Raw genomic sequence first — 20,039 nt, 5'->3', positions numbered from 1 at the left:
GGCAGTTGGATGCTTCGGCAATCGCTCATGTCGACGTAGCCGTAGGCTAGCAGATTAGTTGGTTACCGAAGCGGTGGGCGGAGCTATACTTTTTTTCAGCTGCGCATATTGATTGCGGTGGGCCTTGACTTTGTTGAGTTCTACCAGAAACGTTTCTTCTTCCAGCCGGACGTCCTCTTTGCGCAGCCGGTGGGTTCGAAAAGCAAGCTCAAATTGCTTGAGGGCCTTATCGAACTGCCCGGCTTTGGCGTAGGCGCACCCCAGGCCATAAAGTGCCCGCGCTTGATTAGGGCGCTGACTCAGCGCATGTTGAAATTGCTCGATGGCGTCCGCGTCGTGGTTAAGATACAGGTTAAGCATGCCAAAGTCCGCAAAAAACAAGCTATCGGCGGCTTCCGCCCGCTTATTGTATTCGGTAAAATCCTTGAATGCCAGGTCTAGCTGCCGGCTCCTGAAATAGCTCAACCCGCGCAGGTAGCGGGAATCCCGGATGATAGGCAGCGTATCTAATCGGATGGTTTGCGTAAAATTGCTGATGGCCTGCTCATACTTCTCCGCGCCGAGCAATGCCTTGCCGTTGGCGTAGTAGTACTTGTAATGGGGGGTGTAGCGAATGGCCTCCGCATAGCATTTCAACGCCTTGGACACGTCTTTCTGCCCTTCCGCAGCCAGTCCTTTCCAATATAGGGCTTCCGCGTTCTTTTCGTTGAATCCCAACGCTTGGTCCGCGTTAAGTATAGCTTTAGCAAAGTCGCGCTTGTGGTACCAGGACTCGCTAATTAATTGGTTGGCCACGGAAAGCCGGTTGCTAATTCGCATTATCTCGTCCTTCTGGCTGTTTTTACGGGCCGCCACTAGGTTGAACTGAAGCAGCGTCACGGCTCGGGAAAAGTCAGGAATTGCTTCCGAATATTGCTTTAAGGCCAAGCGAGTATTGCCCCGACCAATGAACGCCTCCACGTTATTAGCGTCGCTTTTAATGGCGTCGTCGTAGCTTTTCAAAGCCTGCTCATAGTTGGCATTGCGGTGATAAGCTTGGCCGGTCTTGTAGGAGGCATCCGAATACCGACTATCGCACTCCAACGCTTTCTGATAAAGCTCAATGGCTTGGTTGTAGTTATCTCGGGAAGCCGTTGAGTGAGGATTAGCGGCTTGTTGCTCTGCGGTTACGAAGCGAATCTCGGCTTTCCCATGCCAGGCCTTAGAGTTGCAGCGCCGCACGGCAATGGCGTTGTTGTACTGGCTATCGGCGCGAGGAAGCAGCCCGGCTTTAAAGGCCTTTTGGCCGGCTTCTAAGTAGTCGTTACTCACCTTTTCCACCATCTTCAGCTGATATGGTTCCAGTCCCAGCTTTTCCCCCGAACCGAAGTCGCCTCCCGCGCTTGCCGCGTCCTTCAGCCCCGCTTGGCTTAGGCCCCGGAAATAATAGGCCGAGCTATTTCTGGGGTCCAGCTTGAGCACTGCATCAAAGCTGATTACCGCTTCCTGGTAACGCTGCAAATTATAGAGCAGCTCCCCCGTCGCAAACCGAGGTGAAACAGCATTGGGGTCAAGGACCGTGGCTTTAGCGAAGTCATCGAGGGCTCCCGAAGTATTTTTAAGCAGAATCTTCCATTTACCCTTCACAACCAGATAGCGGGGCTTTTCAGGAAAGTAGTCGAGGGTGTTGTTAGTTACAGCATCGTAGTCCGTAACCGCATTCTCATAGTCATGCTTATACTTTGCATAAAATGCGGCCCGCGCCAGCCGGGCGCTGGAGTAGTTAGGAAAGGACTGAATCGCCAGCGTGTAATTTTCTAGCGCCCGTTCCAGATTGCGCGTATCGGCTGGCTGTTTGGTCGCCAGGGCCATCTTCTCGGCCATCTGTTCATATGCCTGTCCTTTGATAAAATAAAACTCGGACAGGTCATTGCTAGATTTTTTGTTTTCCTTCAAAACTTTGTCGCACGCATCAATTGCGCCTTGGTAATTCCCCGCTTCCAACTTGTTTTTAGGCAGAGAAATCTCTGCGAGCTTGCGGGTTAAAAACGCCATGTCGTCCGACACAAGTGGAAGCGCTTCTGGCTTAATATCCACGGCCTGCTTGTAGTTCTGGAGCGCGTCACTATAACGTCGTTCGCTTTTGGCTTGGTCAGCCCGGCTTTTAAGGCCTTCAAACGTGTAGATTGCTGCCAGCCGGCGGCTATCTAGGATGCGCTTATCCAGCGAAGGCACGAGTGACCTGATATCCTTAGCCTTCAGGAATAGGTCCAACGCTTCCTTGTACTGTTTGTTCTGCGCGTAAGTGTTGCCAAGGGCAATGTACTCCTCAAACGCCGCCTGCTTCTTCTTTTCCTCCTGCTGACGGGCAAACACCAAATCCTCCTTTTCCCGCTTAAAATCCTCATCGGATACGATGCTGGCCGTGGCCGTGGCATCCGAAGTAATCTGAACGTCTTCCTCCGTGATGGCAGCATCTGCCGAACTGGGTTCATAAAAGGTTAAGCCCGCAATCAGGGCCTGCCACTTACCATTGCCTTGGTTGACAAGTTGCACCAGCGCCTCGCGCATGCGCGGCTGGTATGTTTTCCCGTTTAGCTTATTGGTGCTGCTAAAGACCTCTTCAAATGTGACTTTGACGTAGAAATACTGCTTTTTCTTTATTTTGGAAACCTGTATTTTGGAAAAGAGGATGCTGAAATCAGCAGTTTTTACGTACTGCAGGTCCAATACATCGAGGTATTTGCTGACAATGAGGTCCTTGGTCGTGTTATTTGAGTAATCGGGGTCGGTGTCGTCTTCAACTATAACATTTCCGTCTACGAAAATCTGATTCCTTGTTGGAGTGTAGCTATCCTTTTTATAAGAGAGCATGTCACTATCTATCACGTCATTGAAAGTGATGGAATTCAGGAGGGTCTGCAGGTCCTCGACTTTGGCTTCGGCCTGTAAGGACATTTCGGCTGCATCGCGCTTCGATACCTTTTCCTGCGCCCACCCCGTAACGGGCAATAGCAGGGCTAGGAGCAACCAGAGCCGCCCGTAAAAGCCTGGAATGATGACAGGTATTAAGTTAGCAGTACACATATACCAGCGGCTGAATAAAGTTGCTTAAGACCGTTTTTTTACAAGAGCAAGCTTGCTAATTAGCCAGCCCGAGTTCATCGATTGGCGGGTAAACTGGCTGATTTCAATACGCCAGCCCTTGATTTGCAGAAAGCTGTAGGTGACAGAGTTGGCCCTGACGATTTTGAAACGTTTCCTCAGGCAGGCATCAATGAACAGGTTCAGGTTTCGGCTGCGGTCGCCGGGGCCGATGACGAAATTGCTGATGTTCTCCGGGTTACGGGTAGCCAAATCGATGTTGAGAAACCCGGTAGCATGGCTCATTGGGTTGTAGGAAGTGGTCGAGTCGGCCGGTGCCGGGCAGGGCAGTAGCTCCTCGGCACTGTCTTTTTTCAGGGCGAGGCGAACCCGTTCCGAGAAATTGATGTCCGCGATTACCCACTTTGAGGCGCCATTGGCCAATGTATCGGTTTGTAGAATCAACGTGGCATCCTCCGGCCGGCCATTGCACAGCACGCGGCATTTAACCCGGGCAAACCAGCCGTCGCCATTAAAGTCAAGGTACTGAGGAGCATCGGGGCTGCTAACCTGTTTGATAAAATCGTTGATTTGCTGGTAGTTCCAGCCGCTGGCCTTGGCATTGAAGAGTGATTTAATCATCTTCTCCCGCGTCAATGGCCCAGCCTGTCCGCTCTTCTGGGCATACTCGTTGATGAACGAGGAAGGGTCGTTATTGAACCGCTCAATGAATTCATCAACCTGCTTCACCTGCCAGGCAAAATTCAACCCGTATTCCTTCTCCGTGCTCTGAGCCAGGAGGAGGTTGGGCGCGAAAAGCATTATCAGGAACATCCAAAATTTGTAGGACATAGGGACAGTTCGCTAAAAGCCTGATTTAAATAGACAAATTGGACAATCTTCTTCCTGTGTTGATGTGCAGCAGGGGCGGCACGCTGCAGCTACCCGGGCTGGTGACAAGAAGGTGGGGCTCAAAGGCGACGCGCCCCACGCTAAAGCCGCAAAGCATTCGAGGTACTTGCCGGCCCCTGGCAAAATCAAAGCTTTTTGGTTTCTACCACCCCGATGTCGCCGAGAAAGACTTCCCAGCCCATCATTGACTCACCGTTCACTTCTTTTTGATATGGCTTGACAATGATTTCGACGGTGCGCTCGGTAATGTCACCGTAGGTAACCTTGTCATCCATCAACCCCTTGAATTTCTGGACGAAAGAAACGGAGGCGTGATAATTGCCATCAGCTCCTTTCATAAACTTCGACACCTTGAAGACTTCAGCAAACTCCAGCTGAACCTTGTCTAGCTGGCTGCTCCGAAGCATGAGCCGGGTCAGGTAATTCCGTATCAGATACCGGGTGCTGCTAGGCGCGTTCACATTTGATACCTCCACCCGCGCTTCTTCATTCGAGAAAAGGGCACAGGCCAGGTTTATAGCCTTTTTGGACGCCGTATTGTTGGTGTTGACTGCGGTAACCGTTTTGAGGTATCCTGTGAATTCTCTCGTTTTTTCCAGCGCTTTTTTCTTGAACTCCTGCTCTGAATACTCCACCGTCTCGGGCAAGCTTGCCGTGCCGGTTGCCGGACGGATTTTCACCTGGTTCACTGGTGGCTTGGTTGCGGGAGGCGCCGGGGCTTGGGCCGGGGCCGGGGCCGGGGCCGGGGCCGGTGCCGGGGCTGGCAGGCTGCGGTCGGAAGTGGTCGGGGCCGGGGTCGTGGGGGTTCCCGTCAATAGCTTGCCAATAATTTCCCGGTTTGAAATGAGCAGGGGCAATGCCTGGCGGGAACCGACAAACAGTTGATGGGTGCCGTCGCGGCGAACGACGCAGCACAGGCCTGATTTGGCTAGTTTTACCTTCTTGCCTTTGATAAGGCAGTTAAGCTCCGTGTCGCTTTCGTTGGTAATGGTGGTTGACTGCGCACTGCCGCTCAGGTCCACCAGCACATCGAAAATATTGGTGCGGTAGGGGGGATTGATAAAGTCTTCCTTTTCCTGCTTGCTGGGCTGCTGGTCTTTCGTAAAGATGAGGTAGCTGCCCGTGGAGTTGAAGGCAAACGCAATATCGTCGGTCGACCGGCTGTAAGTAGGGCCGGTAAGGTCTTCCAAGTTTTTAAACTTGACCTTATGCGCCGTAATCTCGGTAATTTTGCCGGGCATCTTGGTACCATCCACCATGTACACCAGGTGCTGAGCGGCCAGCCTGGTGCTGCACAGGGTTAGGCAGAGCAAAATGAGGTATTTCATTGGGGGCTTACTGTTGGAAATGAATGGAAACTGCTTCTGCATCCTGCCATCAGCGAGGGAATGGTAAAGTCGGGAGTTTCCGCAAACGAAGTCAAAATCAACGCCCAAAGAATCTATTTGCAGCGAAGGACAACAATGCGGAAGCAAAATTCATTATATTGTTTCAATAATCAATGATAATATAAGGCAAATATATTAGCAATGGCTCAACTTATATATACAATAAAAAATTAAATCTATCTATTGCCCTGTTAAGGCCCTGGCGGTATTATTCACAGCTATTTGGTTAATGAGCTGCACGCCGGATTGGTGCTCGCTGTCCACCTGCGAGGATGTAGCCCCCTCGTCAGCGAATGCGGCTTGTGTCTCCGGCCACGACGCAAGTGCCGCCCCGAACAAGTGGAAGCGTTGGTCCGTCGGCCGCAATAATTGCCTAAATGCCCGCTGTGGTGTAGCCCAGTACTGCCGATTGGGCTCCCTCACCTAGCAGAAAGGACGGGGTAGACTGAGCCAGGCCGTAGACCAACGTCACATCGGTTTCAAAAGCAACGAAATACTCCAGCAGCAATGACAGCGCCCGGGCCGGCCATTCCTGATTGAGATACGCTTCCAGCTCTGAAACCGAGAGTTCCAGCAGCGAGACTTCCAGCGCAGGCAGCACCTCCCGGTAGTCGCCCCCCAACACTAGGTCGACGCCCAATGCCAGGTCTCCCAATGCGGCTCCTCCCATACTAGCTTTGGGTGCGGCAGGCAGGGCAAATTGCAGGGGCGTCACCACGCGAAAACTAACCGGATGGCCCAGCACGCTTTCAAAGCAGCGCTGGGTGCGCGGCAAATCCCCCACCAGGCCGTGGGCCAGGGGCAGCAGGTAAAGCAGGCTGCTGAGCGGGCCGGCAGGCAGGCAGGCATCCGCAATGCCCCAAAAGCGCGCCATGGTTTCGTTGTACCACTGCGCCGAGACGTTGGCCAGGTAGCGGCGCTCTTCCTGTTCAATCCGAACCCGGCAGCGGAAAAACTCCTGTTCCAGCGGTAAGAAAAACTGGCGCGTAGCCCGCTCTTTCTGGCGCTGGCGGCGAATCTCCTCAATCATCGACGCGGTGCCCGGCGTTCCCGATGCCGCGCCCGGCTGATGGAACAGTTGCTGGGGCAGGGCATCATAAAGCCCCTCCCGGTGCACTTCGAGCACGGTGCGGACCACCTGACGCCGGGCACGTTCAAATTTTTCTTCGTAAACTTCACCCAGGTCACGCCGGTAGCGTCGGGCAAACAAGCCCAGCGGGCGCACCAGAAATTCCTCCAGGGTATGGCCATGGTCCAGCAGCTCGGCCAAAATTACTTCCAGGCGCAAATCGTAGGGCTGCTGGCGCAGGAAGTCCAGCAAATGGGTAGCGGGTTGGTTCTCCTTCATAGCAAAAGCAAGGTATAAAATAATACTTATAGCTCCCTATTGGCTTTGTGAAGTCGGAGCTACGCAATTTGGTTGGAGAAAAAAAATTCGTACTTTGGTCTCAGCGTGAATACCTAAGTATATCTTATTCACTAATGTAATTCAGTAATTTCTGCTGATTTACATTTCTCTTTTTCAAACCATTACGGCATTATAGCTCTCGGCTTGTCAATGTTTTCTGACCCTTCTTCTCAGGCCCGCGGGGCGGCCGCTGGTGCCATGTCCGGGCTGGCCGCGCAGGCCAAGGGCAACCGTGCGTTGCTAAACGGTATCCTATATTTTCTGGGTACGGTGCTGGGGTTTGGGTTGCTGGGAATGGCTGCTGTGCGCAGTTCCTGGTCTTATCCACTGACCGGTGCCCTCCTGCAACTGGCTTGCCTGCTGCTGGGCTGGCTGTATGCCGCCCGCCTGCCGGCCTGGCTGGGCCTGGCCGGCACCGAGCGCCGCTGGCAGCGCGCCCTGGTGCTGTTGCTCACAGCTGTGGTCGCTGCTGGGGTTATCCTTGCGTTGCGCTGGGTGCCGTGGGCCAAAAACCATTTTTCGCCGGACGGCTTTGCCACAGCTACCATTCCGTTTCTGCTGCCGTTCTTCTTCTGGGAGGCGTACCAGACCTGGCTGGAAATTCCCCGGCCGGAATACAAGCTTTGGCAATACAACCCCCTTGCTCCGCCGCCCAACTTTTCGCGCATCGACCTGAACCACTTTATGGTAGTGCACTTCTGGATGTCCCGCCGCTTCGCCGACCCGCTCTACCACGACTTCACGTCCAAGGCCCCCTATGAGATGCGACTAGGGGACTTGTTTGCGATTTTCATGACCGACTACAACCGCCTCAAGCCCGACCAAACCCTGCAGTATCTGGACAACCAAGGCCGAGCGTTTGGCTGGCTTTTCTATGCCAAGCGGCCCTGGTGGCGGCGACGGCAGTACTACGACCCCGATTACACGTTTGAGGATAATTTTCTGCGGCAGGGCAGTATCATCGTGGCAGAGCGGGTACCGCTTTATCACGGTCCGCAGGAGGAGTAAGTCAATGACAATGCACAGACATTAGCCGCAGGTTTCTTCGCTGCATGGCGCATTGGTTCTACCGAAAGCATCAAGCCGCTTTCGGGCCGCCGCCGCGGGGCCGACATTATATCCACTTTGGTCTATTTTGCTCATGCTGCCAGCCATTACCCACTTTCCCGTGAACTGGGTGGACGGAATGAAAATTTCCCGCCGCCATTTTGAGGAGTCCAGCCATGCTTTTGCCGACCAGCTACGCGACGCAACGGCCTTGCACCTGCGGCCGGATTACTACGGCCTGCTGCCGAGTTTTAATGAGTTGAGCGGCTCCGATTTTGAGCTCCTCGTGACGGTGGACCCCCAAAACGAAGTGCAGGCCCGCCTGACCCAGTGCCAGGCGGTGACCGCCGGTGGGGCCCGGATAGAAATCTCGGCTTCCTCGACCCCGCTCACCGCCCGCACCAATCTGGTGCAGCTGTTGAATACGTTCGGGTTGCCGGCCAACGAGGGCACGCGCTTCAGTGTGATGCTCACCGTGAACCCCTTTGAGCGGGTACCTGCCGGTGCCCCATCGCCCGACGAACTGCCCCCGCGCCATCCCTATTCCCGGCCCACCTACGGACTCTCTTTCGTGCCCACCCAGCAGCTGCATACCGCCATCAGCGCGGCCTTTGCCCTGCCCGTGGGCGAGCTGCTGCTCACGGATGGTATGCTGCGGCCGGTTGGCCATTTTGTGCCGCCTTGCACCGCCGTGGCCAGTCATCCGGCGCTGCTGCAAATGCTGCACCAACTCGACTTTCAACTCACGGAGCTGGAAACAGATGCTTTTAAGGTGATTCACAAAGTCAAGCTGCGCCTCGACAAGAGCAACCCCCTGGCCGAGCTGGTGCGGGCGCTGGCTGAGCACACCGTATTTGCCTTAGCGCAGCAGCTCACCACGCTGCGGCTTATGGCAGCAGCTCAGCCGCCCCTCTACCTGCTCGATGCGCTGGCCCGGGTGGCCAAACAGGTCAAGACCTCCCTTGACAGCCTGACCGAAGCCGAGCGCGAGGAATTGCTGAAGTACTTTGAACAGTGGTCGGAAATTTTGCCAGCAACGCTGCTGGCGGCTTTGCAGACGGCCGTCAACATCGCCTACGACCACCAGCAGGTGCATGAGCACCTGAGGCAGCAGCAGTATTTATGGTCGTTGGTGGGGGGCATTTTTCGCCAGCTTAGCCAACTGGAGTACATCGGGAAGAATAAAGAGGGGTGGCAGACCTTCATCAACGAGAATCCCATCGCCAAAGCAACCGCCGGCGGAGCCATCGGCTCGGAGGGTCGCTCCAATGGCGCAACAGCCTGGACGCCTTTTACTTCCAGTTAAATAGCCCTTGCTTTTCGCTTCTATTTTTCGTTCATGAATTCCCTCAATCAAGCCGAACGCCGCACCCGTCTGTGGCAGTTTTCATTGCTGTACCTGCTCGCGCTGCTTATCCCGCTCGGTGCGTCCTACTACCTTTTTTCCAATTCAAGCATTGCGGACGAAAACGCGCGGCTGCGGGCCGAGATGGACCGCACGAGGCAGGAGCAGGCCCAACTGGTGACCCGGTTCGATACGCTGACGCAACGGTTGCAGCACACGGTTGCCATTGACCAGCAAATGAGCAAGACCAAGAAGGACGACCTGCTTGAGCTGGGCAAGTTCACCACCATGAATCAGGACAACATGGCGGCCATCGTTAACACGCTGAGCAAGCTGAAGGACGACTCGGCGGGCATGACCGTTCCGGCCCACCGCCAGCTGGCCAGCAATGTGCTGCGCGACTTTGCGCTGTTTCGCTCAAACCGGGGCACCATTGATTTGATGCAGCAGGAGCTCAACCGGAGCGGCGATGCGGCCAAGGGCAATGTGGCCCTGGCGGCGGAGCTGTCCCAGGCCAAGCAGCAGATTATGATGCTGCAGGCCATTGCCAACAGCCGCCCGGCGGCCGCGCCAGCACCCGCGCCCGCCGCAGCGGCGGCAGCGCCGGCGCCCCGCCCCAAGCCCAGCCAGGCCGCCGCCACGCCAAGCGTATCGACGCTGCTGCAGATTGAAGAGCTGAAAGACAAAGTGGCTTTTGCCGAAGCCGACTGCATGCGCCAGCGCGGGCTGGACTTTAAAGCCGGCAGCCGCGAGCGCAAGCAGCTGCTCGAACAGTCCCGCACGGCCCTGCTACAAGTGCGGGAGGATGCCTCTACTGCGGAAATGAAACAAAGCGCGGAGAAAGCCCTGGAATCCATCAATGTCGAACTCGGGCGGCCCGCCCGGTTCTTTGGAGTGTTTTAGGGGCAGCCGAGCATAGCTTAGTATCCGCTTAGCTTGCATTATAATAGGTCGGATTAACAAACGGCAAAAGGCAATGATACTTTTTGGACCCATTTCGGCAGTCATGAATTCCTACAAGGGCCAGTACGTGAAGTACACAGGCCCCAACACCCGGATGCAGACCCACAAAAATGAGGTGGTGCAAATCCATAAGGGTGCTGTAGGCGTTTGCAGCAGCGTTATAGGGCCCAAGATTACCGTGGCTTTTAAAGAGGACTTGGGCAAGCAGGTACCCACCAACCCAGGCTTAGGCCATGAGGCAAGCTGGAAGCACCAAGTTGACTTTTACCCGTTTGACGAGTCTAACAGCTGGGAGATAGAGCTGGACTTGTAGTATGGCTTGTTGGCTGGAAAGCGAAAGGCTGCCTAGTAACTACTGATAACAGTGTTACTAGGCAGCCTTTTTCATCTTAATCCACAAGCTGACAGACAATTTGAAATTCAGCCAACTGCAGTTTGACATATGGCCTAAGAAAATCCTTTTTAGTTGTCAGCTATTGTACTAGTATTTGAAAATAATGTCTCTGTCACTATGACCTTACAATTAAGCTTACCTTGCCTCAACGAGAAAACCAATGCTTGTTTCGGGCTCTCGTCTTCCATAATAAAAAAGCTCACTGGACCAAAGAAGCTTAAAAGCTGTGCTTCATCACAATTTTGCAAAAATATCCGTAACACCCTAGGGTCATAAAAACGAAAATACAGTTTTTTCCCTGTATCTGTTTGGACCATCAAAAATTTGCGAAAATGACGATGAATCTCTTGTAAAGTAGCAGAGGAATTGATAAAAATCCCAAAGGAATTCCCCCAGCCTCGCTTTATTAACCATTTAGTAAAAATGGTTTCTTTTTGAAAACAAAAAATGTAAGGGGCTACCGATGATAACGCACCCCACTTATCGCCTCTATAAAGTGATAAATAATTATTATTTAATCTTTGCACAGTTGCTAATAGGCTCAGCATTTTAGCGCCATCTAAAATAACGTATGTATATGTCATGACTAAAAAGGAAGAACAAACAATTGAAAATTAAACGGTTATGATAAATTTTCATATCGAGGTTTATCAAAACCTAAAATTCGGGGTCCTTCCAAATATTCAATACTTGGCTTATCTAGTTCATCAACCTTGTCATCATTAACTTTATATTTTTCAATCCACATATCAACGAACTGTTCAGGCGATTTGTCTTTGCCCCCGTTCAAATCAAACGATTTTCGTTCTCTATCATTTATAGCTAAATCAGAAATGGTATTATCCATTTTAGCTTTAAGCAGCTTTCCTCCTAATGGGGCGCCCTGCTGGTGTATAACATATAAATTTGTAGGCGTAACGGGAATGTTTTTCCTTTTCAACTGCTTCGCGCTATCAGCCAAAAGCCTAGCAGCTGCATCAGTATTAGCTTGTGGGTCGAATCTATTGTCAAACGGCTTAAGGTCAGCATCTTGATTTACTAGCTTCATACTCCTGCCCGTTTTTTTGGCAAACTGAAATAGTCCCCTGCAATCGGTCCTGCTAACAGCATTGGCGTCCCCCTTTGATTCAATATACATCATAGTTTTCAGTGTTTTAGCTACCTCCATTGGCGGCAACCCTATTTCTTTACTGTATTTATTTGCTGCATCAGCTATGTACTTTTCGTAGAGTTGTTTATTATCGAGATAATTTTCGTGCCAACCTTTTTTCTTTAAACTTAAGCTCTTTTTCTTTTTACGTAAAGGGCACTCCTTAATAACTTCACTCGAATTGACATTAGCATGACTACTGGCCTTGGCACCCTTTAATGCTTTCATAAAAGAATCTACCCTCTTATTTGCACCAGACTCATTTTTTTTGATTGAAACATGACTGTTCACATCGTGCTGTGACGAGTGCCTAGCCTTACTTAAATCTACAGAAAGACTTTCCGACGCCAATGCAAGAGAAATTGCATTAATAATATTAACAATTTTTTCATGCAAGGACTGTTCCTTTTTCATAACAATTGCGACTTAACAAAGTCGATTAGATGACCAGCTTTTTTATCCGAATCCAAATAATCATTATTAAGGATAGAAGACATCCATTTATTTCCAATTTTATCTTCAAAACCAATTCCCAACAATATTATTGAACTTACATACAATAAAACTTTCCATTCTTGCATCAGCCCGTATTTATTCGCTTTTGCTACACATTCGCGTAACAAATAAGTTAGCTCGTTATCATTTAAACTGTTAGTTACAATCGGATAATACTGGGCAATGTATTCCTTTATTCTCTTCTCAGAAGTGATTTTTTGGGCATCTGCTATTGCTGAAAATTGCTCCTTATTGATAACAAACATTGGTTTACTGATTAAAGAGAGACTGGTAACATTTTTCACAGAATGGAACACCCTCTTTCGCCGCTTCTATTAAAACAGCTATTTGTTCAATAACCATTACAGCCTTCTTATCTATTCCATTTAACAACTTAGCTTGTTGATTTGTCGGCAAACTTGCAAAAGCTGAAATACCCCCACCCCCGCTAACACTACCCGGACTCGTCTCCCCAATCAAAACCGTAGGACACCCCACCGTAATAGAACCGCCATGGGCTGTCATATCCCCCATGCGGGCGGCAGGCTTCCCTCCAATAAAAACCCCTGTAGAACCCAGCACCACCGTCGCAGGCGGCCCAACACAAGTACACATATCCCCCATCACCGCCGCAGGCATCCCCCCTATCAGTACCGTAGGGCAGCCGGGCCCGGTGATGGGCCCACCCACGTGCGGGATAGGCGGCAGCCCCGGTGTTACCATCGGGCACATATGCATATCACCAATTCGAGCAGCGGGCTTTCCCATGGTTAGTTGATTTTTACCAAAGCGCCCTTCACGGTGGTCATGGAGGAGCCGCTGAGTTCGGCGGTGAGGCCTTCTACTTTGACGCCGGTTTGGCCGGCTAGCTTAGCGGTAGTTTGGGCGCTCATCTCCAACTTCTGGCCTTTCACTGTTACCCCTTGCGTGGCCTGCACGTCAGTGGTGCCCGAGCTATTGATGGTTATCTTCTTGCCGGCTTGCAGCGTTATCTTGTCGTCGGCCTGGAGGCTGATTTCCTTGGATGCGAGCGAAATTTTGGTTTTGGCATTCAGCGTGATGCTGCCTTTGGTTTCCAACAGTATGGCGCCATCTTTATCGAAGGAGATTTCCAGCTTGGTATCACGCTTGCCGGGCTTGCCGTTGGATATGAGGATGCGCTCCTTGCCGGCTTCGTCGTGGAACACGATTTTGTTGCCGCCGGCCGTTTGCAGGCCTTTCACTTTGTTTTTGTCGGGGCTGTAAGCGGCTCCTTGCTTGTTTTTGGGGTGGAATAGGTTGCCGACTACCACCGGGAAATCGGGGCGGCCGTGCTCGTAGCTCACCAGCACCTGCGAACCCACTTCGGGCGTGAACATGTGGCCTTTGCCGTCGCCGCTGTAGGGCGACGTTACGCGCAGCCAGCCCGATTCGGCTTCTTTCGGCTTGGCCACGTCCCACTGGAAACGCACCCGGACGCGGCCCAGGTGGCGCGGGTCGGCCAGGTCGATTACTTCGGCCAGCTCGGGATGAGCAGCGGGCGAGGCGTAATGCTCATTCACTGGCGGGCTATCCAACGTGCCGGACATGGCTTTGAAGCGGTTTTGGTAGTTGCCGTCGCCGTCCAGCTCGTGCTCCACGGCCAGCACGCGGTATTGGCCATAGTCTACGCCCGCGGCGTCGCGCACGTCTAGCAGGCCACCGGGGCGGAGGTCGAACGCTTCGCCGTGTCCTTCCAGTGCCACCAGCCCGCTCACCTGCTTGGCCGCAAGCGTGTCGATGGTTTGTTGGAGTTGGCTTTTATCGGTCAGCACGGAGTCGGCCAGCAGCCGGTGCGGCTGCCTGAACAAGTCCTTTGAGCGCTGCACCGCAAACTTGCTGAACGCATCTACCCCGGTGGGCACCTTGGCCGTGGCTTGCAGGGGCTGGTGGGCGCGGTAGTTGTAGTGGCTGGCTCGGAGCTGCCCGGGCTGCAGGTTCATCGAGAGGGTGAAGTTCTGCACCCCGCTACTTTGAAACTTGCTGGCTTTGGCAGTGCCCAGCCCAAGCCGGAGGGTGGTGCCGTCGTAATAGAGCCATTCGCCCTGCTGGGCAGCTAGGCGGCTGAGGAAATTGTAGTTGCTTTCGTCGTATTGCGCCACATAGGGCAGGGTGCCTTTCTGCCGGGGTTTGAGCTGACGGGCGAATGCATTGCCGTCGTAAGCACCGAGTACATCCGAGAAAATTTGTTGCACGGTTTGCTTTACAAACGAACGGCTCTGGCTGCCGTCTTCTAGCAGCACGGTGGGGCTGGCGCCGCTAACGTGGTAGTAATTGGTAAGGTCGGCGCTGGTCTGGATGCTGGTTTCGGTAATGAGGCCCTTAAACTCGAACTTACGGCCTTTGTCGCTGTCCAAGGCACTGCTCCAACTGATGGTCAGGTACTTGCCACTCAGTTTTTCGTGTCCCTGCTTGAAAAGTAGGTCGGGGCGAATACCCAACGCTTTGCCCAGGGCCTCAAACGAAAAGTCGAGCGCGAACGTGTGGTGCGTGAATAAGTCCTGCGTAATCATCAGGCTTTTGAAATCGGTCAAGGCACGCCCGCCTTCGACATGAACACTTACTCGAACGGGATAGGACATAGGACTAGCAATATAATTGTTATTCTCTTAACTTGTATAAATATTTCTCACTCGCTGTCCCGAAGTATACCTGCTTCTCGCGCCGCCTGAGGCAAAAAACATTCACTCCGATGCCACTACCCACGTCTCGTTTCAGCTATTTCACCGTTGCCGGCACAAACCGGGGCGGCGCCGGTCACCCCCGCGGCCCGCGGGCGTGCGTCACCTCGCGCGGTACCAACGATGCCGTGCTTCGCAGCGGCCCGGCCCCGCAATTACGCCCGCGCACGATGGAGCAGGCGGCGAGTGGGGGCGGTTCAGCCACCTTCAGCCGGGCGTACGCTTCCTCTTTCTCCGACTTTGGCCAGGGGGTAATGGAAGGCCTGACAGATTCGCTGAAAAACGCCTGGAATTTGGTAAGCCGCGACATGTGGGAGAGCAAAACCTACAGCGAACTGGCCACCACCGCCATGGCACTTAGCCTCTTCCGGCCATTGGATGTGCCCAGCGGCCTGGCGGCAGCGCAGGCGTTTGACTGGCTGTGGGGCACGCATGTGGCCCAGCGGCAACTGGAGATATTGCAAGCCATCAACCAACTGGTGTTAGACGTACCCCGCTGGACCTGTCGGCAATGGGGGCACGCCGTGGGGCGAATTATCGGGGATGTGGTTCTAGCCAAAGGTGGCGGGGCAGCGCTCAAGATTGGGGCAGGCGTGGCGGTGAGTGAAACTGTGCAGCTGCGTTCCATTGCCACTTCTTTGCAAAAGCTGGGTACGCTGCCGGCCGGTGCAGGCAGAATTGCCCAAGCCCGTGCCGTTTTGCCAGTGTACCGCCGGTTCACGTCCGTCCGCCTTCAAATTCCTTTTCGCAACGTGAGCACCTTGCCCAACAAGTCTGCTTTTTGGTCGGGGCTGGAAGGCAGTTCGGCCGAAGCCAAGGCATTGGCCAACTCAAGCGGCCGGGCCACGCTGGAGATGACAAAGGGAGGCGCGTGGCTCGAAACCCAAACGGCCTTGTTTGACCCGCGCTTGCTCCGCGAGACGCCGTTTTGGAATAACCAAATGCGGCCACAATGGTCCCGGCTGTCGAAGCGCTTTGCAAGTCAAGCCCGGGGCGAGGTTGAAGTGTTTCAAGGCCCCCGCTACGACGCGGTGAACAGCATATGGGTAACCGAGGAGAAAGGCGTGCTGGAAGCCTCCCAACGCGCGGGCAAAGTGAAGAATATTACAATCAAACCCATCCCCAAAAAGTAAGCTATGGGCTGGTTACAATCCTTCATGGGCCGGCGGCAGGCCGCACCGTCCCCAAAAGAAGTTCGAAGCACCGAGGACCCCTTCAACTTTTTGATGGACCAGTACCTGCGTTTCAACCAAGGGGCTGAAGCCCCCTTGCTAGCCGTTACCCGGCAACGTTTTACCGCCTTGAGCAGCGCAGCCGTCGAACAACTCTGGCGGGAAGTGGTCGAGGCTTACAATTTTGCAGCGGCCCGGCAATACGACGTGCGCGACGGCGCGTTGGCCCCCGAGCGCGTGGCGGCAGCCGTCGCGGAGCGTTTTCCACAGCTTGATGCGGAGAACATGCGCGCCCTGCTGGCCCAAACGCAGACCGGGTCCTACCGGTAACGCCGAGCCACGAATTGGTTTTTAGCTTTGCCCAACCGCCTCGGAGCAGCTACCCAAATCCCAGGGTTCAGCTAGCGCGTTTGTGTCCAGTAACTGTCATTTTCGACCGTTCCCATGGTCAGCTTAGCGGCTGAAATTTGCACGGTGCATTGGTAGGCGCCATCCATGCCATCGCCGGAAACAAATACTTCCTCATAAGATACGCAGAAGGCGTCCTCAAAGGCGAGCTTTTCGCGGGCCACGGGGCGGTTGGTTTCCTGAAAAACCAACTCCCCGCTAAGCTTCTTTCGCGAGTCGGCCGCCCATGCTACTAATAGGTCGCTTTCGGGCACGTCGAGTTGCAGCGTGATGAGCCCACTACGTACCTTGGCTGCGACCCGGCCCCGCTCGTTGGTAGCTTGTTTGAATTCGTAAGAGCAGTGAATGACCGGAAAGTCCTGATTGCCGACCGTGAGGATGCAGAGAAAAGATGCCATAGGGAAAACCGAGTATGCCCCGGCAATGAAAGTGCTAGGTAGGCCAATTATTGTCCAGCTCCACTTCGCCGATATTGAGGCGGTTTGCCGAAAGGGTAAGCGTCATTGTCATCCCGTTGCCGGAGGCAGAGCCATCAAATCGTTTGCCCAGCCCGATGCAGTAGGCGTCGGTGAACTTGATGGTTTTACGACGGGAAAGGCGGTTATCCGGCGAGAAAACCACTAATTCACCACTCATCTTTTTGGTGTCGTCCAAGCCCCAATGGTGCAGGGTCTCATCTGCTTCGGAGTCCAGTTCGACCACTAGCTGCCCACCCTGTACGCGGGCGTCGGGGCGCCCCATAGCATCGGTTCTCTGCTGCACGCTCCACATGAAACTGCGTACCGAATAGCTCTTGTTGTTGACGATGAAGGCTGCACTAAATGACATGGAAGCAATGAAAAAGTGGTGGTTTGCACCAACGAATCAGAGCGTGGTGTGAGCTTGTCGGATTCGGGTAGCAACAATAGATAATCATCGACGCCCCACCGGCTAAGACGTCTTGCCAACAACAGCAAGGCAGACTATCATCTCATTGGCTGCCTTTTAACGGGTTTGGCCTGTGGCATTGGGCAATGAAAACACAAAGCAAAAATCGTTTCCAGGCTCTTTGATTAGCAACCCGTCAATGCACAAAGACATAGCGAAGGGTACCTACAACAGGATTTCGATAGTGCAAAATAAACAACTTTGATTAATAAATAAAGATAATTCACTATTATTAGCCTCCATTTCTACTCCCCGCGTTTCCATGGGTAATACCTACTATCAATTACCGCTTGATTTGGCGGGCATTGTCGAGCGCCAGCAGCTGGTGCGCTGTTCACTGCAGGAGTCCATCGCGCAGCACCTGTACTTGATGCTGACCACTTATTTTGGCGAGTCGCGATACGAGCCTGCTTTTGGCTGCCAGGTGTGGGAACAGGATTTTGAAGCCATGACCACGATGCGTTGGAAAGACACCGTGCAACGCTCCGTGGAAGAGGCCATCCGCAACTTTGAGCCCCGTCTGGTGCATCCCCGGGCCCAAATAGCGGTGTCGGACTTCGAAAGCAAGAACGTGGGCCAACAAGTCCGCAAACGCCTGGAGGTGGTCGTGACGGCCGCTTTGCACCGGACCGATGAGCCATTTACTTTTCAGGCCAGCCTGTTCATTGCCCCGCTCTCGGTAGAGTAAACCAGTTCAATACAATACCTTTTACGACTCTCAGCTTTTACCGTGCCTACTCCTTCGTCCTTTGCTTCTGCGGCAGCTACTGATTTCAGTAAAGCCAGCGTTAAGAGCCGCCTTACCCGCCAAGCGGCGGAATTGTGGGGCTACAGCGAAGCGGAGCTAGATGGCTTTGACCCCTTGGTGCAACTGCTGCTGGAAGCCTGCTCCGTGGAGTTTGAAAAAGTTGGCCAGGAGCTGAACAACACCCAGTACCGCCTCGTGGAACGGCTGGCCCGGCTGCTAAATCCCGACGTAGTGGACGCCCCGCAACCGGCCCATGGCATTGCCCAGGCCCAGGCCAGCGAGCCCGCGGTCATATTGCCCGCCACCGCACAATTTGTGTTTGTCCCCCCTACCGTGGGCCGACAGGCGGCCGGGCAAGAGCTGTTTTTTTCGCCGCTGCAGGATACGCGCCTCGTGAGCGGCGCGGTGCGGTGTCTAGCCACGGACTCGGCAGTCTGGCTCGTTGAGCCCACGGGCCAAAAGCAGGTAGTGGCCCAGGCCTTGGCCCCACCGCCGTCCGCTCACCGCCGCCTGTGGATAGGGCTGGAATTACCAACTCAAAGCGCAAGCTTTGATGATTTGACCTTTTACTTTGACTGGTTGAACGAGCCGCAGCGAGACTTCTACGCCGGTTTCTTGCCCGGCGAGCAGTGGCTGTTGGGGGGCATTGAAGTGAAGCCTCTTCAGGGATTGCGCGAGCCCGGGCAGGCCAGTGGCCAAACAGATGGGGCACTCAACCGGGAGTATGATTTTCTACAGCGCGTCGAGCAGCAGGTGCGTGGCCTGTACGGCCCCGCTTTTGTGCGGCTCGCGGGCCCTTCCGGCGCGTTAAAAACCTACGAACCCCGCCCTTATCCCATGGAGTTGACCGCCGCCTTTACCGACCCGGCCACCGAGCTACAGGCCCTTACCCAGCCGCTGATATGGCTGGAGTTGCGTTTTGCTCACGCTTTGCCACCGGCGGCCTTCGACCAGATGGTGTGTGCCTTGAACTGCTTTCCGGTGCTGAACCGCCGCTTGCACAAGGTGCTTTTCAGGTTGCAACCGGCCTTGAACATATTTCCTTTGGTGAGCGAGGAGCCTTTTCTAGCCGTCCGGGATGTGTACAGCCTGAGCAATGTGGTGTACCGCTTTACCACCTTGGCGGACCTAACTGAAGGCCCAACGGATACCTACACGCTCCGCACCCACGGAGTGGGCCGCTTCGACACGCGCACCGGCCGGGAAGCCCTGCGCGAACTACTGGAGCTACTGCGCGACGAGAGCCGGGCTTTTACAGCGGCCGGCACTGATTTTATTGGCTCCATTCTGCGCGAGTTAGACCAGAACCTGGCGCGTCTCGAAGAGCGCCTCGACCGGACCGGTGCGGTGGAACAGCCGGTACCGTACTTGCTATTGCGCCCCCAAGAGGTGAACGACAGCGTGTATCTGGAGTACTGGTCGAGCAACGGGGAAGCCGCCAACCGATTGGCGGCCGGCAGCCCACTGCGTGTTTACGACGGCCAGGACATCGACGAAGTGCGACTGCTTAGCAGCACCGGGGGCGGCCGGGAGCGGCCCAGCCCCGAAGAGCGCACCCATGCACTGCGCCGCAATTTGCTGGCTCGCAATCGTCTTGTGACCTTGGCTGACATTAAATCAGCGTGCTGGGCTGAGCTGGGCACCCACCTTGCCGAGGTGGAGGTTCAGAAAGGGTTTCAAAGCGGAACTACGCCCACGGCTGGCTTCGTGCGTTGCATTCAGGTGCTACTCACCCCCAGCGTGGCCAACAAACTCAGTCCGCCGGAATGGCAGCTCGCGGCCCAAGAGCTACGCACTACTCTTGCCGGGCAGTCGTCAATGAACCTTCCATATGAGGTAGTGGTAAAACCGACGGCGGTGGTATAACGAAACGAGCCAGCTAATGCTAACAAAAAAGCTTCCGCACTGCAACGTACGGAA

18 protein-coding genes and 1 pseudogene are annotated in these 20,039 nt (G+C 54.2%); 8 read left to right on the top strand and 11 right to left on the bottom strand.

Annotated features, from left to right (window positions below; all coding sequences use genetic code 11):
- Positions 1–54: 54 nt before the first annotated feature.
- From ABIB44_RS11560 to ABIB44_RS11545, 4 genes are all read right to left on the bottom strand, one after another.
- Positions 55–3,066: a tetratricopeptide repeat protein gene (locus ABIB44_RS11560; protein ID WP_354584818.1), complete on the bottom strand. Its 3,012-nt coding sequence runs from the start codon at positions 3,064–3,066 to the stop codon at positions 55–57.
- A gap of 24 nt (positions 3,067–3,090) precedes the next feature.
- Positions 3,091–3,813, bottom strand: a complete 723-nt coding sequence (locus ABIB44_RS11555; protein ID WP_354584817.1) for a hypothetical protein — start codon at positions 3,811–3,813, stop codon at positions 3,091–3,093.
- 287 nt (positions 3,814–4,100) lie between these two features.
- Entirely contained in the window at positions 4,101–5,303 is a 1,203-nt protein-coding gene (locus ABIB44_RS11550) for a hypothetical protein (protein ID WP_354584816.1), read from the bottom strand.
- Between the two features lie 433 nt (positions 5,304–5,736).
- A complete protein-coding gene (locus ABIB44_RS11545) occupies positions 5,737–6,711 on the bottom strand; it encodes a type VI secretion system baseplate subunit TssG (RefSeq protein WP_354584815.1) in 975 nt (324 codons plus the stop codon).
- A gap of 210 nt (positions 6,712–6,921) precedes the next feature.
- Here ABIB44_RS11545 and ABIB44_RS11540 point away from each other — a divergent pair, with 210 nt between their 5' ends.
- From ABIB44_RS11540 to ABIB44_RS11525, 4 genes are all read left to right on the top strand, one after another.
- The gene (locus ABIB44_RS11540; RefSeq protein ID WP_354584814.1) at positions 6,922–7,779 is read left to right on the top strand and encodes a TssN family type VI secretion system protein; all 858 of its coding nucleotides are present in this window, start codon (positions 6,922–6,924) and stop codon (positions 7,777–7,779) included.
- Positions 7,780–7,957: 178 nt separating this feature from the next.
- The gene (locus tag ABIB44_RS11535; RefSeq protein ID WP_354584813.1) at positions 7,958–9,124 is read left to right on the top strand and encodes a hypothetical protein; all 1,167 of its coding nucleotides are present in this window, start codon (positions 7,958–7,960) and stop codon (positions 9,122–9,124) included.
- Between the two features lie 33 nt (positions 9,125–9,157).
- Positions 9,158–10,066 carry a hypothetical protein gene (locus tag ABIB44_RS11530; RefSeq protein ID WP_354584812.1) on the top strand — a complete coding sequence of 303 codons (909 nt, stop codon included), beginning with the start codon at positions 9,158–9,160 and terminating at the stop codon, positions 10,064–10,066.
- A 103-nt stretch (positions 10,067–10,169) separates the two neighbouring features.
- Positions 10,170–10,439, top strand: coding sequence for a hypothetical protein (locus ABIB44_RS11525; RefSeq protein ID WP_354584811.1), 270 nt, complete (start codon positions 10,170–10,172; stop codon positions 10,437–10,439).
- 149 nt (positions 10,440–10,588) lie between these two features.
- On the opposite strand, the gene ABIB44_RS11520 is transcribed toward ABIB44_RS11525, so the two are convergent.
- The 5 genes and pseudogenes from ABIB44_RS11520 to ABIB44_RS11500 form a co-directional block, all read right to left on the bottom strand.
- Positions 10,589–11,104, bottom strand: a complete 516-nt coding sequence (locus ABIB44_RS11520) for a DUF4123 domain-containing protein (RefSeq protein WP_354584810.1) — start codon at positions 11,102–11,104, stop codon at positions 10,589–10,591.
- A 38-nt stretch (positions 11,105–11,142) separates the two neighbouring features.
- A complete protein-coding gene (locus ABIB44_RS11515; protein WP_354584809.1) occupies positions 11,143–12,084 on the bottom strand; it encodes a transglycosylase SLT domain-containing protein in 942 nt (313 codons plus the stop codon).
- Positions 12,081–12,470, bottom strand: coding sequence for a hypothetical protein (locus tag ABIB44_RS11510; protein ID WP_354584808.1), 390 nt, complete (start codon positions 12,468–12,470; stop codon positions 12,081–12,083). The genes ABIB44_RS11515 and ABIB44_RS11510 overlap by 4 nt, the downstream gene beginning before the upstream one ends.
- Positions 12,471–12,636: 166 nt before the next feature.
- Positions 12,637–12,933, bottom strand: a pseudogene (locus ABIB44_RS11505) (PAAR domain-containing protein); the annotation flags it as partial.
- A 2-nt stretch (positions 12,934–12,935) separates the two neighbouring features.
- On the bottom strand, positions 12,936–14,765 hold the full coding sequence (locus ABIB44_RS11500) for a type VI secretion system Vgr family protein (RefSeq protein WP_354584807.1): 1,830 nt from the start codon (positions 14,763–14,765) through the stop codon (positions 12,936–12,938).
- 32 nt (positions 14,766–14,797) lie between these two features.
- On the opposite strand from ABIB44_RS11500, the gene ABIB44_RS11495 reads away from it, so the two are divergent.
- Positions 14,798–15,997 (top strand): hypothetical protein, encoded by a 1,200-nt coding sequence (locus ABIB44_RS11495; protein WP_354584806.1) that lies wholly within the window; start codon positions 14,798–14,800, stop codon positions 15,995–15,997.
- Between the two features lie 3 nt (positions 15,998–16,000).
- Entirely contained in the window at positions 16,001–16,366 is a 366-nt protein-coding gene (locus ABIB44_RS11490) for a hypothetical protein (RefSeq protein WP_354584805.1), read from the top strand.
- A gap of 71 nt (positions 16,367–16,437) precedes the next feature.
- Here the strand turns inward: ABIB44_RS11490 and tssD (ABIB44_RS11485) are convergent, their stop codons facing one another.
- Both tssD (ABIB44_RS11485) and tssD (ABIB44_RS11480) read right to left on the bottom strand, forming a co-directional pair.
- Complete coding sequence (gene tssD, locus ABIB44_RS11485) at positions 16,438–16,842, bottom strand: type VI secretion system tube protein TssD (RefSeq protein ID WP_354584804.1); 405 nt, start codon at positions 16,840–16,842, stop codon at positions 16,438–16,440.
- Positions 16,843–16,876: 34 nt separating this feature from the next.
- Positions 16,877–17,272, bottom strand: coding sequence for a type VI secretion system tube protein TssD (tssD, locus tag ABIB44_RS11480; RefSeq protein WP_354584803.1), 396 nt, complete (start codon positions 17,270–17,272; stop codon positions 16,877–16,879).
- A gap of 361 nt (positions 17,273–17,633) precedes the next feature.
- Here tssD (ABIB44_RS11480) and ABIB44_RS11475 point away from each other — a divergent pair, with 361 nt between their 5' ends.
- Both ABIB44_RS11475 and ABIB44_RS11470 read left to right on the top strand, forming a co-directional pair.
- Positions 17,634–18,059 (top strand): GPW/gp25 family protein, encoded by a 426-nt coding sequence (locus ABIB44_RS11475; protein ID WP_354584802.1) that lies wholly within the window; start codon positions 17,634–17,636, stop codon positions 18,057–18,059.
- Positions 18,060–18,101: 42 nt separating this feature from the next.
- Entirely contained in the window at positions 18,102–19,985 is a 1,884-nt protein-coding gene (locus ABIB44_RS11470) for a hypothetical protein (protein ID WP_354584801.1), read from the top strand.
- The last annotated feature ends 54 nt before the right edge of the window (positions 19,986–20,039 follow it).

Origin of the sequence: Hymenobacter sp. UYCo722 (genome assembly GCF_040547115.1) — a bacterium.
In the GTDB taxonomy this organism is placed as follows: Bacteria; Bacteroidota; Bacteroidia; order Cytophagales; family Hymenobacteraceae; genus Hymenobacter.
The sequence above is the reverse complement of the archived record's forward strand: the minus strand, read 5'-3'. Positions and strand labels throughout refer to the sequence as shown.